A 14395-nucleotide genomic window follows, 5' to 3' on the forward strand; every position below is an offset into this window, starting at 1 on the left:
GTGTTTGATATCGGGTTCTGGGAACTAATACTGATCTCCGTGGTGGGATTGGTTGTACTGGGGCCGGAACGCCTACCCGTCGCGATACGTAGTGTATCGCGCTGGATTGGGGCTGCACGTAATATGGCGAACTCGGTCAAAGATGAACTGAACCAGGAACTTAAGATCCAGGAACTTCAGGAAAACTTGAAAAAAGCCGAGCAAATGGGGATGAAAGATCTCTCGCCAGAGCTGAGGGATACTGTTGAGGAGCTGAAGAAAGCAGCCTCCGATGTGCAGCGTCCTTATGGCGACAAAAAAGACGAGCAGTCCTCGGCGACGACCTCTCAAAAGCAGGATTAATATAAGTCACTATGTCTACTGTTGAAGATACGCAACCGTTATTCAGCCACTTGCTTGAGCTGCGTAACCGGCTGTTGCGTTCCATCCTGAGTGTCATTGTGGTTTTTCTTGGCCTGGTGTGGTTTGCTAACGACATCTATGCCTTCATCTCAGCGCCTTTGGTAGAACGTCTGCCAGAAGGCGCGAGCATGATTGCAACGGATGTAGCATCGCCATTCTTTACGCCAATTAAGCTCACCTTGGTGACCTCGGTGTTTATTGCTGTGCCGATGATCTTGTATCAGGTTTGGGCCTTTGTGGCACCGGGGCTGTACAAGCATGAGCGCAAGCTGATCATGCCGCTGCTGTTTTCCAGCTCGCTGCTGTTCTATGCGGGTGTGGCTTTTGCTTACTTTGTGGTATTTCCACTGGTATTTAGCTTCTTCACTAAAACAGCACCGGAAGGGATCACGGTCGCAACGGATATCGCCAGCTACCTGGACTTTGTCCTAGCATTGTTCTTGGCATTCGGTATTGCGTTTGAAATCCCGGTGGCCATTATCTTGCTGTGCTGGACAGGGGCGACGGATCCGGAAAGCCTGCGTACCAAAAGGCCTTACATCATTGTTGGTGCCTTCGTGGTCGGTATGATGCTGACACCGCCAGATATGATCTCGCAAACCCTGCTGGCCATCCCGATGTGTTTGCTGTTTGAGGTCGGCTTGTTCTTCTCGCGCTTCTACGTCCGCGAGCAAGAAGAAGACGATGCGGCCGAAGAGCAGTAAGTCATTCGATAGCCTGTATCGCAGGCAAGAAAAAACCGGCCGAGGCCGGTTTTTTTATTTTATGCTCCCCTCGTGGGGATTAGCTAATTACAGCTTGTGCATTGAAATCGTTGATTTGATGTTGCCGTTGCTGTCCAGTGTACGGCGGTTCAAGACACCTTGATCCCAGTTCTTACCTGCTGGTGCGTATTCCCAGCGGTTGATTTTGATATCAGCTGGCTGGCAGCCTTCAGTCTGGTTGTCCTCGTCCTTATCACACCAGCGGATGGTGCTGTTTAGCTGGGTCAGTGTAGCTTTACTGTCATTGCCTTGGCCATTGGTCGCGAACCACCAGTAATCCATGGCTGAGAGAGTGTCATAGGAAACGTTCTTTTCATCGAGAGAAGAACGTTCGCACTGTCCCGAGAACTCTTCACCAGTCATAGAAGCTAGGCCATTGTCATCGAAGACTAGGGTTGAAACCGCTACGCCATCACACCCTTCGCGAGTGGCGACTGCCTTCCACGTACCTTTGAAATCCACGTAGCGCTCAGCTGTTGGGCTTTCAACGATGTAGTTGAAGTTGATGCTGTTAGATACTCGGCCTTTATATTGCCCGTTAAGCATAGTACGTTGCCTCACTTCAGTGTAAACACCTGTAATAGCATCATAGCTGTGAGACAGAACGTTCTGTTGAATCTCGGAGCCATCTTCATCATCACTGTCATCGCGCTCGGTAATAGAGAATCCAGTCAAAGAGGATTCAGAACAACTTTGGTTAGCTAGACAGTTGAACATTGGCCCTTCACCATCACTTTCAAGCATTGACCAAGGGTAGCTTTCGTCTTGTGCAAGTTCCTCTTTTTTGTAAAGGATGCTGTAGTCAAAAGCATTGGCAAGGCTGAATTTTGCATAATCAAACTCATCCCCCATGAAGTCCATCTCGGTGCCATTACAAGTCGCGTGGTTGTTATTTTCCGCTGCTACATAATTTGCAGAGACCCCTTCCTTATCCAAACACGCGAGGTAGCTGGTTGCAAAGCCGCTGCTGATGGTTGTGTCATTGGAGCCCTTTAATAGCACAAGGTTTGTATCGTCCAATTTCACTGTCATGTGACGGAAGCCGCGGGTGGTATCAAACAACTCTTCTTCAAGTAGTTTGTCGGCGTGGACAAATAGTTGCTCGTTACTACTTCCTGCATTTTGGGCTGACAGTGTGCTCTCGATAGTTCTTAGGTATTTGCCCGAACCTTTTTGCCAATCAGTCAGAACTTCTTTGCTACCGCGTTCAAGGCCAGCCAGAGAGTTATTTAGGTGGTCGAGAGCTTTATCTTCGCTAATCCACTCTGTTTTACCCAGAGCTTTCTTCAGACTATCAGCAGAGTCTAAATCATGTAGCATGACATTTTGTAATGCTGCAATCATTCCTGCGCTCGGTGACTTGATGGTGTCAGGGAGTGTAATGGCGTTATCGCTCGCATCATCCATGGTTTGTAGGATACGGGCTAGGTTAAGTGCTTTTTGGTAGTTACCTGTTGCCTCGAAAGGTGAAATGATATCGCGGATCGAGGAGGTACCGATGCGTAGACCGTTCTCTCCACCAAGATAGAAGGTGATGCTTTCATCTTTTTCGTCGAAATTATAAGTACCTTCGGCATCAGTATAACCTGTTTTACCACTTGGCTGAGTGACGTAATAGAGACCTTCTACTGCGGCATCAATGAAAGCGCCTTGGGACTGAACGGCAACAGGAGGTTGGCCATTGCCAGAGTTATTGCTTGAAGAATCACTGCCACAGCCTGTTAGCGATAGGGCGGCAATCATCGAAGCTGCAATAGCTGAGTATTTGAAATGCATTGGTTTTCCTTGTAATGCAAAAATGAATATTGATGGTTCGTTGTTTTAGTTTTATTGGTTACTCAAACATTTATGAGTGCAGCGATATATAGAGTGAAATTCTTTTAACATCAATTTCTTAGCGTATTATATGTGATTGGCAGCACATAATTGCTTACACAAAAGGGTTAGATTTGCTCAGTGACTGCTTTTGTTAATTAAATTAGATGTTTAGGTGAAATTTATTGATGCGAAGTGATGAAGGTTGGTGGTGGGAGGTGGAAACAAAAAAGCCAGCGGCAAATGCGCTGGCTTTATGGGTTCGAAATGGCTTTCTGCTAGAAGAAGATGTGCGCCATCATCGCAATCACTGGCAGAGTCACCAGGGTACGTAGGATGAAGATCATGAACAGCTCCCACGGTTTGACCGGGATTTTACTGCCGATCAGCAGCGCACCGATTTCCGACATGTAGATCAGCTGGGTCACCGACATTGCCGCAATCACAAAGCGGGTCAAATCGCTCTCAATGCCCGATGCCAAGATAGAAGGCAGGAACATATCGGCAAAACCGACCACGATAGTCTCGGAGGCCGCTGCGGCTTCAGGAATTCGCAGTAGTTCAAGGAACGGTATAAATGGCTGGCCCAGCAGGCTGAATACCGGCGTGTTCTCGGCAATCACAAGGGCAATGGTACCAATTGCCATTACCACAGGCAGTACGCCGAAGATCATATCAATCGCGTTCTTCACGCCTTCTGCAACCATGCTGCGCAGGCTTTTCACCTGAGAAGCTTTCTCCAGCGCTTGCTCCAGGCCAAAACCAATCACGGTTTTGCCTTCAGGTAGGGCTTCGATATCGCCTTCTAGCGGCTGGCCGTCGATGTAGCGGTCTTTCTTCCACGATAGCGGTGGTAGGCGAGGGACAATTACCGCCGCTGCCAAGCCTGCCAGGCACACGGTCAGGTAGAACGGGGCAAACATGTGCTCCAGGTTCACCTGGGCAATGACCACTAGGCTGAAAGTAATAGAGACCGCCGTGAAAGTGGTACCGATCACCGCCGCTTCACGCTCGGTGTAGATTTTGCTTTCGTACTGCTTGCTGGTCATCAGTACGCCGACACTACCGTCGCCCAGCCATGAGGCAATACAGTTTACCGCTGAGCGACCCGGTAGGTTGAATAGCGGGCGCATCACGCGGGTGAACAGGGCACCGACAAACTCCAGTAGGCCGAAGTTAAGCAGCAATGGCAGCAGCAAACCGGCAAAAAGGAAGACAGAAAAGAGCACCGGCAATAGATCATTCAGAACTAGGCCACCGGTATCACCATGGTGGATCATTTCAGGGCCGATGCCGAAATAGGTCATCACGACAAAAATCGCGCCCAACTGCTGGACCACGAACCAAGGCAAAGACGGGTTAAGCAGGCCGCTCAAAAAGCTGCTCTCTAGCACTGCTTTTGGCTTCAATAGCTTAGTGGCTATCGAGGCGACACCGGTTAGGGCGATCACGAAGGTCACCATGGCTGGCAGCATGCCATCGAACAATGCCTGAACCGATTTGGCCAGAATAGCGATAGGAATTGTCAGTGAATCCTGGTAACTGATAGGTGCCATGAAAAGGAAGACACCGAGGAGCGACGGTAGGAGGAACATGAGCCATGGGCTCTTTTTACCGTTTTGGGAAATAACCTGATCCTGCATATTTGGCCTTTAACTGATTGATAAGCTAAGAGTAAATAAATGCTTTTATTCTCTGTGGAATAAATATTCACTGATCTTCCATAATCAGGTCGGGAAAGATTACAGTTTTTCACCTAGAAATGGAATTATTTTCGCCAATATCTGCGCTTTTATTCATTATTATTCGTTATTGTATGATATTTATGGTTTAGGATCCTGTGTGTGCTTTGATGGCTGTTGCATGTTCTGCAATCCAGGGCACAGCAAAAAGGCAATAAAAAAGGAGCGATAACCGCTCCTTCTTAATGCCATTTAGCGCTATTAACGCATAGTCACGAACTCTTCAGAGCCCGTTGGGTGGATAGCCACTACAGAGTCGAAGTCTGCTTTGGTTGCGCCCATCTTCATCGCTACGCCGAAGCCCTGGATCATCTCGTCAACGGTGTAGCCGATGCCGTGCAGGCCAACCACTTTCTCGTCAGGGCCGGCACAAACCAGTTTCATCTTGCATGGTTGGCGGTGTGAAGTTACTGCGGTGTACATCGCGGTAAAGCCAGACTTGTAAACCTTGACGTTTTCCTCGCCGTACTGGGCGATAGCTTCAGGCTCGCTCAGGCCGATAGTACCGATTGGTGGGTGGCTGAATACGACTGTTGGAACCAATTTGTAGTCCATCTTGGCGTCTGGCTTGTTGTTGAACAGGCGCTCAGACAGCTGGCGGCCAGCTTTAACAGCCACAGGTGTTAGTTCGATACCACCTTCCATGATGTCACCAACACAGTAGATGCCGTCGACATTGGTACGCTGGTACTCGTCAACCTTGATGTAGCCGCGATCGTTGGTTTCAACACCAGTCGCTGCCAGGTTGATCTTGTCAGTCGTTGGGTTACGACCGATAGCCCAGATAAGTACATCGGTGTTGTGCGACTCGCCGTTTTCGAAATGCAGAGTCACTGAGCCGTCAGCTTCCTTAATCACTTCTTTCGGTACGCTGTGGGTGTGCAGTGTTGGGCCTTCTTTGTCCATCACTTCAACCAAGGTCTCGATGATCATTGGGTCGAAGCTGCGAAGTGGCGACTCCTTGCGCACGAACAGGTGGGTATCGGTACCCAGCGCGCTCAGTACGCCTGCAATTTCTACTGCGATGTAGCCTGCGCCAACAACCGCCGTACGCTTAGGCTGCTCGTTAAGCTCGAAGAAACCGTTAGAATCGATACCGTGCTCGGCACCCGGTACGTTCGGGATAGTTGGCTCGCCACCCACGGCGATCAGGATGTGGTCGGCAGTGTAGTGCTCGCCGTTTACTTCGATAGTCTTTTCGTCTACGAACTTGGCGAAACCGTTGATTACTTCAATCTTGTTGTTGCCCAGCACGTTGTCGTAAGCGGTGTGGATACGGCTGATGTAGGCTTCGCGGCTTTCGACCAGCTTGCTCCAGTCAAAGCCTTTTACATCTACGTCAAAGCCGTAGTCTTTGGCGTAAAGGTGCATAGCTTCAGCAATTTGGGCGCCGTGCCACATCACTTTCTTCGGCACGCAACCGACGTTGACACAGGTACCACCCAATGCCTTGGCTTCGACCAGTGCCACCTTGGCACCGTACATTGCCGCACGGTTTGCCGAAGCAATACCGCCACTGCCGCCGCCGATACAGATGTAATCAAAATGCTTTGCCATGACTTTACTCCAATATTGTTTTGATTTGGTAACAGCTCCTGCTGTGCTTGCCCTAGTGTAATCAAGAATGGGAAGAGTTACGAGAGGGGGAGTTCGAGAAAGTTGGAACAAAAAATAACGGCCATAAAAAAGGCGGGAAAACCCCGCCTTACAAGCTGTTAGCGCCAAATCGCCGCTTATTCCGGAACGATCCACTCCACTTTGTAGTGGCCGTGGTTAGGGGCGATGGCCTCTTTGAGCCATGGCAAAATCGCCTGCATCTGGCTTTCCAGTTTCCACGGCGGGTTGATCACAATCATGCCCGACGCGGTCATGCCGCGCTCCTCGGTATCGGGTTCAACACCCAGTTCGATTTGCAGAATTTTACGGATCCCCAAATCTTCCAGCCCCTTGAGCATCTTGTCGATATTCTCGCGGTACACCACCGGATACCAGATAGCATAGGTACCGGTCGCCCAGCGCTTGTGGCTCTCTTTGATTGCCTTGACCACATCCATGTACTCGTGCTTGAGTTCGTACGGAGGGTCGATCAGGACCACGCCGCGGCGCTCTTTCGGTGGCAGGCTACCCTTGAGGCGGGCGAAGGCATCTTCTTTGTAGATGCGAACCTGGCGGTCGCCACGGAATTCCTGCAGCAGCAGCGGGAAGTCGCTCGGGTGCAGCTCGGTCAAGACCATACGATCCTGGTCGCGGATCTGGGCACGGGCGACTTTCGGCGAGCCCGGATAGTAGCGCAGCTCGTCACCGTCGTTCAGTACTTTGATGGCGTCGATATAGCTGGCGATTTCGGCCGGGATATCGTCACGCTGCCAGATCCGGGCAATACCTTGCTTGAACTCGCCGGTTTTCTCACTGCGCTCATCCTGAAGATCGTAACGGCCGACACCGGAATGGGTGTCGTGGTAAACGAAGGGTTTGTCCTTTTGTTTCAGGGCATCCAGGATCAGGCTCTGGACGATGTGCTTGACCACATCGGCATGGTTGCCGGCATGGAAACTATGGCGGTAGCTCAGCATGGCTGGGATCTCGACAGGCTAGGGATAAATTGGGTCAGTATTATCGCCAATTGGCAGGGAATAGCCAGCAACCGTGATGACTTTCATGCTTGGGGTGTTAAATCTAGGTTAAAATTAGAGTGCTGCGTTACGATTTAGTGCGATGAAAGGATTGAATTTACGCTGTTCAAGACGCATTTAATAATGGACAACTAATTTAAGGAATTGCGCATGACTAACCCATTACTTTCGATGACGGGCCTGCCTCCGTTTTCGCTAATCCAGCCGGAGCATGTCAAACCTGCCGTCGAGCAGGCCATTGCCGACTGCCGAGCGGCTGTGGAGCAGGTGCTGGCAGCTGATACCGCACCAAGCTGGGAAACTATCTGCGTACCACTGGCTGAAACGGACGATCGCTTGAGCCGTATCTGGTCGCCAGTCGGCCACCTTAATGCTGTGAAGAACAGCAACGAGCTGCGTGAAGCTTACGAGAGCTGCCTGCCGATGCTATCGGATTACGGCACCTGGGTTGGTCAGCATAAGGGTCTGTATGATGCCTTCAAGGCGATCAAGGCCGATGATAGCTTTGCCGAGCTGAGCCAGGCACAGCAAAAATCGATCACCGATGCACTGAAAGAGTTTGAACTTTCTGGCATTGGCCTGCCAGCCAAAGAACAGCACCGCTACGGTGAGATCAGCAAGCGCCTGTCCGAGCTGTCTTCCACCTTCAGTAACAACGTTCTCGATGCCACCATGGGCTGGAGCAAGCTGGTAGCTGACGAAGCCGAGCTGGGCGGTTTACCTGAGTCGGCCTTGCAGGCGGCAAAGGCAGCAGCAGAGGCGAAGGAGAAAGAGGGGTATTTGTTTACCCTGGATATTCCATCTTACCTGCCGGTAATGACTTACTGCGAAAACCGCGAGCTGCGCCAGGAAATGTACGAAGCGTTTGTCACCCGAGCTTCAGACCGTGGCCCGAATGCCGGCAAGTGGGACAACAGTGAAATTATTGCCGAAAAGCTCAAGCTGACCCACGAGATTGCCCGCCTGCTGGGCTTCAACACCTACAGCGAGAAATCACTGGCGACCAAGATGGCGGAATCCACCGAGCAGGTACTGGGTTTCTTGAACGATCTGGCTAGCCGCGCCAAGCCGCAGGGCGAGCGTGAAGTGGCTGAGCTGCGTGAGTATGCTAGCACCGAGTTTGGCGCCGAAGACCTGGAGCCTTGGGATTTTGCCTTCTATGCCGAGAAGCTCAAGCATCACCGCTACAGCATTTCTGATGAGCAGTTACGTCCGTATTTCCCGGAGCAGAAAGTGGTTGCTGGCCTGTTCGAAGTGCTCAAGCGTGTGTTCGGTATGGACGTTAAAGAACGTGAGGGTGTTGATACCTGGCACGAGTCGGTGAAGTTCTACGACATCTTCGATGCGCAAGGCGAGCTGCGTGGTAGTTTCTACCTAGATTTGTATGCCCGCGAGCACAAGCGTGGTGGGGCATGGATGGACGAATGTATGGTCCGTCGTACCCGTCAGGATGGCACTATGCAGCTACCAGTGGCTTACCTGACCTGTAACTTCAACAAGCCGGTGGGCGATAAGCCTGCGCTGTTTACCCATGACGAGGTGGTCACCCTATTCCACGAAACCGGCCATGGCATCCACCACATGCTGACCCAGATCGAAGTCCCTGCGGTATCGGGCATCAACGGTGTGCCTTGGGATGCGGTTGAGTTGCCGAGTCAGTTCCTGGAAAACTGGTGCTGGGAAGAAGAGGCACTGGCATTCATTTCTGGTCATTACGAGACTGGCGAGCCGCTGCCAAAAGAGATGCTGGACAAGATGCTGGCTGCCAAGAACTTCCAGTCGGCGATGGGGATCCTACGTCAGCTTGAGTTCGGTTTGTTCGACTTCACCCTGTACACCGAATACGATCCTGAAGTAGGTGCCAAGGTGCTGGAAACACTGGCGGATATCAAGTCCCGCGTATCGGTAGTACCAAGCCCTGATTTCGGCCGCTTCCCGCACAGCTTCAGCCATATCTTTGCCGGTGGCTACAGCGCAGGTTACTACAGTTACCTATGGGCCGAAGTACTGTCGTCGGATGCGTACTCGCGTTTCGAGGAGGAGGGGATCTTCAATACCGAAACCGGTGCAGACTTCCTCGACTGTATCCTTGAGCGTGGCGGTAGCGAGGAGCCAATGGACTTGTTCAAGCGCTTCCGTGGCCGCGAGCCGCAGATCGATGCTTTGCTGCGCCACAGTGGTATAACCGGCTAATTGCTGCGAAGGCAGACCGCAAGAAAGTAAAAAGCACCCCGCGGGGTGCTTTTTTATAGGTGGTGCGTGTTACTCGCTGGCGATGATAGCCAGTGGCCAGCCCATGTCGCTTTGGCGGGTGGCTTCTTGCTGCAGTTCTGCATCGGTCAGCGGGTTGGCTGCCAGCCAGCTAGCAGGCAGTGACAGGCTAAGAGCGTTGTCATTGGCCAGCAGGGTGAACGGCGGCTGGTGGCTGCTGTCACGGCGGTGACACAGGATCACTGCCAAGCGCAACAAACGCAGCAGACGGGTTGCACTGTGTGCCGACAGGGCGTGTTGCTCCGGCAGGCTGGTCAGGCTCTCGCGGTAGCGGCGTAGCAGTTCACCGATCAGGTGTTTCTGGGCACGGGTGAATCCGGGTAGATCACTATGGTGGATCAGGTAGGCCGCGTGCTCACCGCTCTTCTTGAACTCGATCATGGTGCCGATTTCATGCAGGGCGGTACTGGCATCAAGCAAATAGTGCGCTTGTGGCTCCAGACTCCACTCCGATAGGCAGCTGGCCAACAGAGCACGGGCAGTGTCGCTGACATTGCCGGCATGGATGCTGTCGAGCTGAAAGCGGGTCTGCAGGCTCAGCAGGGTGCGCTCACGGACATCGTTGTGGCGCATCTGGCTCATCATCTCGTATACCATGCCTTCGCGCAGGGCGCCGCCGGCCAGGGTCATGGATTCGATACCCAATGATTCGAAAATCGCGATCAGGATAGACAGGCCGCTCGGGAATACCAGCGCACGCTCCAGGGTCAGCCCCTCGATATCGAGATCTTCCAGGCGTTCGTACTGCATGGCCTGGCGCTGCATCCGCTTGAGCTTCTGCAGGGTGATGATTTCATCCATCCCCTGGGCCAGCATGATTTCCTGTAGGGCCTGGACGGTACCGCTGGCCCCGACACAGGTTTGCCAGCCCAGTGTCTGGTATTGCTCGACAATCGGGGCAATGGCCGCTTTGGCAGCCGCGATCGCGGCATCGAAGTTGGCTTCGGTGAGGTAGCGGTCTTTGAAATAGCGCTCAAGCCAGGTAACACAGCCAATCTTGAGGCTGGTCAGGGCGCTGGCATCAAATCCCTCACCAATAATGACTTCGGTGCTGGCCCCGCCGATATCGACCACCAGGCGCTTGCCACAACCACCAGAGGTGTGGGCAACACCCTGGTAGATGATCCGGGCTTCTTCTTCGCCAGGAATGATATCGACCGGGTAGCCGAGAATCGTCTCGGCTTTGGAAAGAAAGGCCTCGGCATTGACGGCGGTGCGCAATGCGGCCGTACCGACAATACGGATATTGCTTGCCGGAATATCCTGCAGGCGCTCGGCAAACAGGCTGAGGCAGTCCCACCCCCGTTGCATTGCCTCAATACTCAGCTCGTTCGCGCTGTTGAGGCCAGCTGCCAGGCGGACTTTACGTTTGATCTTGGCCAGGGTCTGGACGGTGCCTGCGACCTCCCGGACAATCCACATGTGGAAGCTGTTGGAGCCAAGATCAATGGCGGCGTACAAGGGTGATACTGTTCTTTCCATAGGCATATCTATCTTTTTTACTGCTGTTTGTTCTGCTGCGGACGGCGACGGTTACGCTGGCGCGACTGTCCCTGGCGCTGTGAACCACTGCTGCGGCGGTTGCCACCTTGGCGTGGTGAGCGCGGTACGCTGATTGGCGGCGGCAGATCATCTAACAGGGCTTCCGAGTCGTATTTAGACAGCGGAATAGCATGTTCGATGTAGGTTTCGATAGCCGGCAGGTTAATGGCGTATTGTTCACAGGCAAAGCTGATCGAATGGCCGCTGGCACCAGCACGACCGGTACGACCGATACGGTGTACATAGTCTTCGGCGTCGTCAGGCAGATCGTAGTTGAATACGTGCGTCACCTGAGGGATGTGCAAGCCACGAGCTGCCACATCGGTTGCGACAAGGATATCGACTTCACCTTGGGTGAATTGCTCCAGAATGCGAACACGCTTCTTCTGCGGAACATCACCGGTTAGCAGGCCGACACGGTGCTTGTCTGCTGCCAGGTGAGCCCAGATGTCTTCACAGCGGTGCTTGGTATTGGCAAAGATGATCGCGCGGTCTGGCCATTCTTCTTCGATCAAGCTCTGCAGCAAACGCATCTTTTCTTGGTTCGATGGGTAGAACAGCTCTTCCTGGATGCGGTGGCCGGTTTTCTGCTCTGGCTCGACAATCACGCTTTCAGGTGAATTCATGTGCTCGAACGCCAGCTCTTTCACGCGGTAAGACAGCGTTGCTGAGAACAGCATGTTCAAGCGTTCCTGCGGTGCAGGCATACGGCGGAACAAGAAACGGATATCCTTGATAAAGCCAAGGTCGAACATACGGTCAGCTTCATCCAGCACCACGGCTTGGATAGAACGCAGATCAATCACGCGCTGCTTGTAGAAATCGATGATACGGCCACAGGTACCGATCAGGATATCCACGCCAGCTTCGAGTTTCTTCTGCTGTTTCTCGTAGGCTTCACCACCGTAGGCAAGACCCGCTGTCAGGCCGGTGCTTTCGAGTAAAGGCTTGGCATCGTTGTAAATTTGGATCGCCAGTTCACGAGTCGGTGCCATAATAATGGCACGAGGATGGTTTTGTTTACGATCCTCTTTTGCTGGGTTTAGCAGCAGGTAGTTAAAAGTCGCAGTCAGGAAAGCCAGGGTTTTCCCTGTGCCTGTTTGAGCCTGACCAGCAATGTCACGGCCGGAGAGCACTACCGGCAATGCCAGCGCCTGGATCGGCGTACAATTATGGAAACCTTTGGCTTCCAATCCTTGTAAAACCCGAGGTTCTAAACCCAGGTCGGCAAATTTTTGCTCTGTGATGTGAGTCGTCTTCATTCGTATAGAATATCAGCTTAGGGTTGCAATACGAAACGGATTCCATTCAAATAGGGCATCGATTTGCTGGTTAAAATCAAATCAGCTAACAAAATCAACCATTGGAGTGGAAGATGAGCGACAAGATTGTGCAGCTGACAGACGCAAGTTTCGAAAGCGATGTCATTACTGCTGCAGGCCCGGTACTAGTCGATTTTTGGGCTGAATGGTGTGGTCCATGCAAAATGATTGCCCCAATTCTTGACGAAATCGCGGACGAGTACGAAGGCAAGCTGACTATCGGTAAATTGAATATCGACCAGAATGCAGCGACACCACCGAAATTCGGTATCCGTGGTATCCCGACACTGCTGTTGTTCAAAGACGGCGGTGTAGCGGCAACCAAAGTGGGTGCCCTGTCAAAGAGCCAGCTTAAAGAGTTCCTAGACGCGAACCTGTAAGCGACTCTGTCTCGAACCGTGCACAATTTCTCGTTGTGCATGGTTTGACTTGCGTCTATGCTAGACGGATGAGATCTTTAGTGCTAACTTATTGCACGTAAATTGTAATTTTGTTCATTCCTTGACCAGCCCCATTGGTCAGCTTTATCTCAATTAACATAGAACCCCAATTTTGACTGACAAGAAACCCACCACTATGAATCTTACTGAACTGAAGAACCAGCCTATTTCTAAGTTGGTTGCGCTTGGCGAAAGCTTAGGACTGGAAAACCTGGCGCGTTTGAGAAAACAAGACATCATCTTTGCCATTCTCAAACAGCATGCGAAAAGTGGTGAGGACATTTTTGGCGATGGTGTTCTAGAAATCCTTCAAGATGGCTTCGGCTTCCTCCGCTCTGCAGACAGTTCTTACCTCGCCGGTCCTGATGATATCTACGTTTCTCCTAGCCAAATCCGCCGTTTCAACCTTCGCACTGGTGACACAATTGCCGGCAAGATCCGCCCGCCAAAAGACGGCGAGCGTTACTTTGCCCTGCTGAAGGTTAACGAGGTTAACTACGATAAGCCAGATAACGCGCGTAACAAGATCCTGTTTGAAAACCTGACGCCGCTGCACGCCAACGAGCGTATGCGTATGGAGCGTGGTAACGGTTCGACTGAAGACATCACGGCCCGTGTACTGGACTTGGCATCGCCAATCGGTAAAGGCCAGCGTGGTTTGATTGTTGCTCCGCCGAAAGCGGGTAAAACCATGTTGCTGCAGAACATTGCCCAGAGCATTGCTTACAACCACCCTGAGTGTGAGTTGATGGTATTGCTGATCGACGAACGTCCGGAAGAAGTAACCGAGATGCAGCGTCTGGTTAAGGGTGAAGTGGTTGCCTCTACCTTCGATGAGCCAGCATCACGTCACGTACAGGTAGCTGAGATGGTGATCGAGAAAGCCAAGCGTCTGGTAGAGCACAAGAAAGACGTTGTGATCCTGCTTGACTCCATTACTCGTCTGGCACGTGCTTACAACACCGTGATCCCGTCATCGGGCAAGGTACTGACCGGTGGTGTGGATGCCAACGCCCTGCACCGTCCGAAGCGTTTCTTCGGTGCGGCTCGTAACGTCGAAGAGGGCGGTAGCCTGACTATCATCGCAACAGCATTGGTTGATACCGGTTCTAAGATGGATGAAGTTATCTACGAAGAGTTCAAGGGTACAGGTAACATGGAACTGCACCTTTCTCGTAAGATCGCTGAAAAGCGTGTCTTCCCGGCGATTGACTTCAATCGCTCTGGTACCCGTCGTGAAGAGCTACTGGCGAAAACTGACGAGTTGCAGAAAATGTGGATCCTGCGCAAGATTGTTCACCCAATGGGTGAGACCGATAGCATGGAGTTCCTCATCGACAAGCTATCGATGACCAAGACCAACGACGAGTTCTTCGACGCGATGCGTCGCCAGAAGTCATAATGTCTGTCAGCAGAATTGCTGCTTGACTCACAGTTTTGAAAAACGCCACAGTTTGTGGCGTT

11 protein-coding genes are annotated in these 14395 nt (G+C 52.1%); 5 read left to right on the forward strand and 6 right to left on the reverse strand.

The window, feature by feature from the left end:
- Together tatB and tatC are read left to right on the forward strand one after the other, a co-directional pair.
- Positions 1 to 342 carry a Sec-independent protein translocase protein TatB gene (gene tatB / locus R2X38_RS23020; protein ID WP_107301568.1) on the forward strand — a complete coding sequence of 114 codons (342 nt, stop codon included), beginning with the start codon at positions 1 to 3 and terminating at the stop codon, positions 340 to 342.
- 11 nt (positions 343 to 353) lie between these two features.
- Positions 354 to 1106: a Sec-independent protein translocase subunit TatC gene (gene tatC, locus R2X38_RS23025; RefSeq protein WP_107301567.1), complete on the forward strand. Its 753-nt coding sequence runs from the start codon at positions 354 to 356 to the stop codon at positions 1104 to 1106.
- Positions 1107 to 1193: 87 nt separating this feature from the next.
- Here tatC and R2X38_RS23030 read toward each other — a convergent pair whose 3' ends face one another.
- The 4 genes from R2X38_RS23030 to R2X38_RS23045 all read right to left on the reverse strand — a co-directional run bounded on the left by R2X38_RS23030 (position 1194) and on the right by R2X38_RS23045 (position 7296).
- The gene (locus R2X38_RS23030) at positions 1194 to 2942 is read right to left on the reverse strand and encodes a hypothetical protein (protein WP_317524698.1); all 1749 of its coding nucleotides are present in this window, start codon (positions 2940 to 2942) and stop codon (positions 1194 to 1196) included.
- Positions 2943 to 3259: 317 nt separating this feature from the next.
- Complete coding sequence (locus tag R2X38_RS23035; protein WP_317524699.1) at positions 3260 to 4624, reverse strand: YjiH family protein; 1365 nt, start codon at positions 4622 to 4624, stop codon at positions 3260 to 3262.
- A 300-nt stretch (positions 4625 to 4924) separates the two neighbouring features.
- Complete coding sequence (gene gorA / locus R2X38_RS23040) at positions 4925 to 6280, reverse strand: glutathione-disulfide reductase (protein WP_317524700.1); 1356 nt, start codon at positions 6278 to 6280, stop codon at positions 4925 to 4927.
- A 176-nt stretch (positions 6281 to 6456) separates the two neighbouring features.
- Entirely contained in the window at positions 6457 to 7296 is an 840-nt protein-coding gene (locus R2X38_RS23045; RefSeq protein WP_317524701.1) for a 23S rRNA (adenine(2030)-N(6))-methyltransferase RlmJ, read from the reverse strand.
- Positions 7297 to 7506: 210 nt separating this feature from the next.
- Between R2X38_RS23045 and prlC the strand changes: the two genes are divergently transcribed.
- On the forward strand, positions 7507 to 9549 hold the full coding sequence (prlC, locus tag R2X38_RS23050; protein WP_317524702.1) for an oligopeptidase A: 2043 nt from the start codon (positions 7507 to 7509) through the stop codon (positions 9547 to 9549).
- A gap of 69 nt (positions 9550 to 9618) precedes the next feature.
- Here prlC and gppA read toward each other — a convergent pair whose 3' ends face one another.
- Positions 9619 to 11109, reverse strand: a complete 1491-nt coding sequence (gene gppA / locus R2X38_RS23055; RefSeq protein ID WP_317524703.1) for a guanosine-5'-triphosphate,3'-diphosphate diphosphatase — start codon at positions 11107 to 11109, stop codon at positions 9619 to 9621.
- A gap of 17 nt (positions 11110 to 11126) precedes the next feature.
- Positions 11127 to 12431, reverse strand: coding sequence for an ATP-dependent RNA helicase RhlB (gene rhlB / locus R2X38_RS23060; RefSeq protein WP_317524704.1), 1305 nt, complete (start codon positions 12429 to 12431; stop codon positions 11127 to 11129).
- A gap of 113 nt (positions 12432 to 12544) precedes the next feature.
- Between rhlB and trxA the strand changes: the two genes are divergently transcribed.
- The gene (gene trxA / locus R2X38_RS23065; protein WP_107298891.1) at positions 12545 to 12871 is read left to right on the forward strand and encodes a thioredoxin TrxA; all 327 of its coding nucleotides are present in this window, start codon (positions 12545 to 12547) and stop codon (positions 12869 to 12871) included.
- A gap of 196 nt (positions 12872 to 13067) precedes the next feature.
- Positions 13068 to 14333: a transcription termination factor Rho gene (gene rho, locus R2X38_RS23070; protein ID WP_317524705.1), complete on the forward strand. Its 1266-nt coding sequence runs from the start codon at positions 13068 to 13070 to the stop codon at positions 14331 to 14333.
- Positions 14334 to 14395 lie beyond the last annotated feature (62 nt).

It is taken from the genome of Photobacterium rosenbergii (assembly GCF_033022775.1).
In the GTDB taxonomy this organism is placed as follows: Bacteria; Pseudomonadota; Gammaproteobacteria; order Enterobacterales; family Vibrionaceae; genus Photobacterium; species Photobacterium rosenbergii_A.

Coding starts and splice junctions, on each gene's coding strand:
- tatC (WP_107301567.1), top strand. CDS start 354: ATGTCTACTGTTGAAGATACGCAACCGTTATTCAGCCACTTGCTTGAG.
- gppA (WP_317524703.1), bottom strand. CDS start 11,109: ATGGAAAGAACAGTATCACCCTTGTACGCCGCCATTGATCTTGGCTCC.
- trxA (WP_107298891.1), top strand. CDS start 12,545: ATGAGCGACAAGATTGTGCAGCTGACAGACGCAAGTTTCGAAAGCGAT.
- R2X38_RS23045 (WP_317524701.1), bottom strand. CDS start 7,296: ATGCTGAGCTACCGCCATAGTTTCCATGCCGGCAACCATGCCGATGTG.
- prlC (WP_317524702.1), top strand. CDS start 7,507: ATGACTAACCCATTACTTTCGATGACGGGCCTGCCTCCGTTTTCGCTA.
- R2X38_RS23035 (WP_317524699.1), bottom strand. CDS start 4,624: ATGCAGGATCAGGTTATTTCCCAAAACGGTAAAAAGAGCCCATGGCTC.
- R2X38_RS23030 (WP_317524698.1), bottom strand. CDS start 2,942: ATGCATTTCAAATACTCAGCTATTGCAGCTTCGATGATTGCCGCCCTA.
- rho (WP_317524705.1), top strand. CDS start 13,068: ATGAATCTTACTGAACTGAAGAACCAGCCTATTTCTAAGTTGGTTGCG.
- rhlB (WP_317524704.1), bottom strand. CDS start 12,431: ATGAAGACGACTCACATCACAGAGCAAAAATTTGCCGACCTGGGTTTA.
- gorA (WP_317524700.1), bottom strand. CDS start 6,280: ATGGCAAAGCATTTTGATTACATCTGTATCGGCGGCGGCAGTGGCGGT.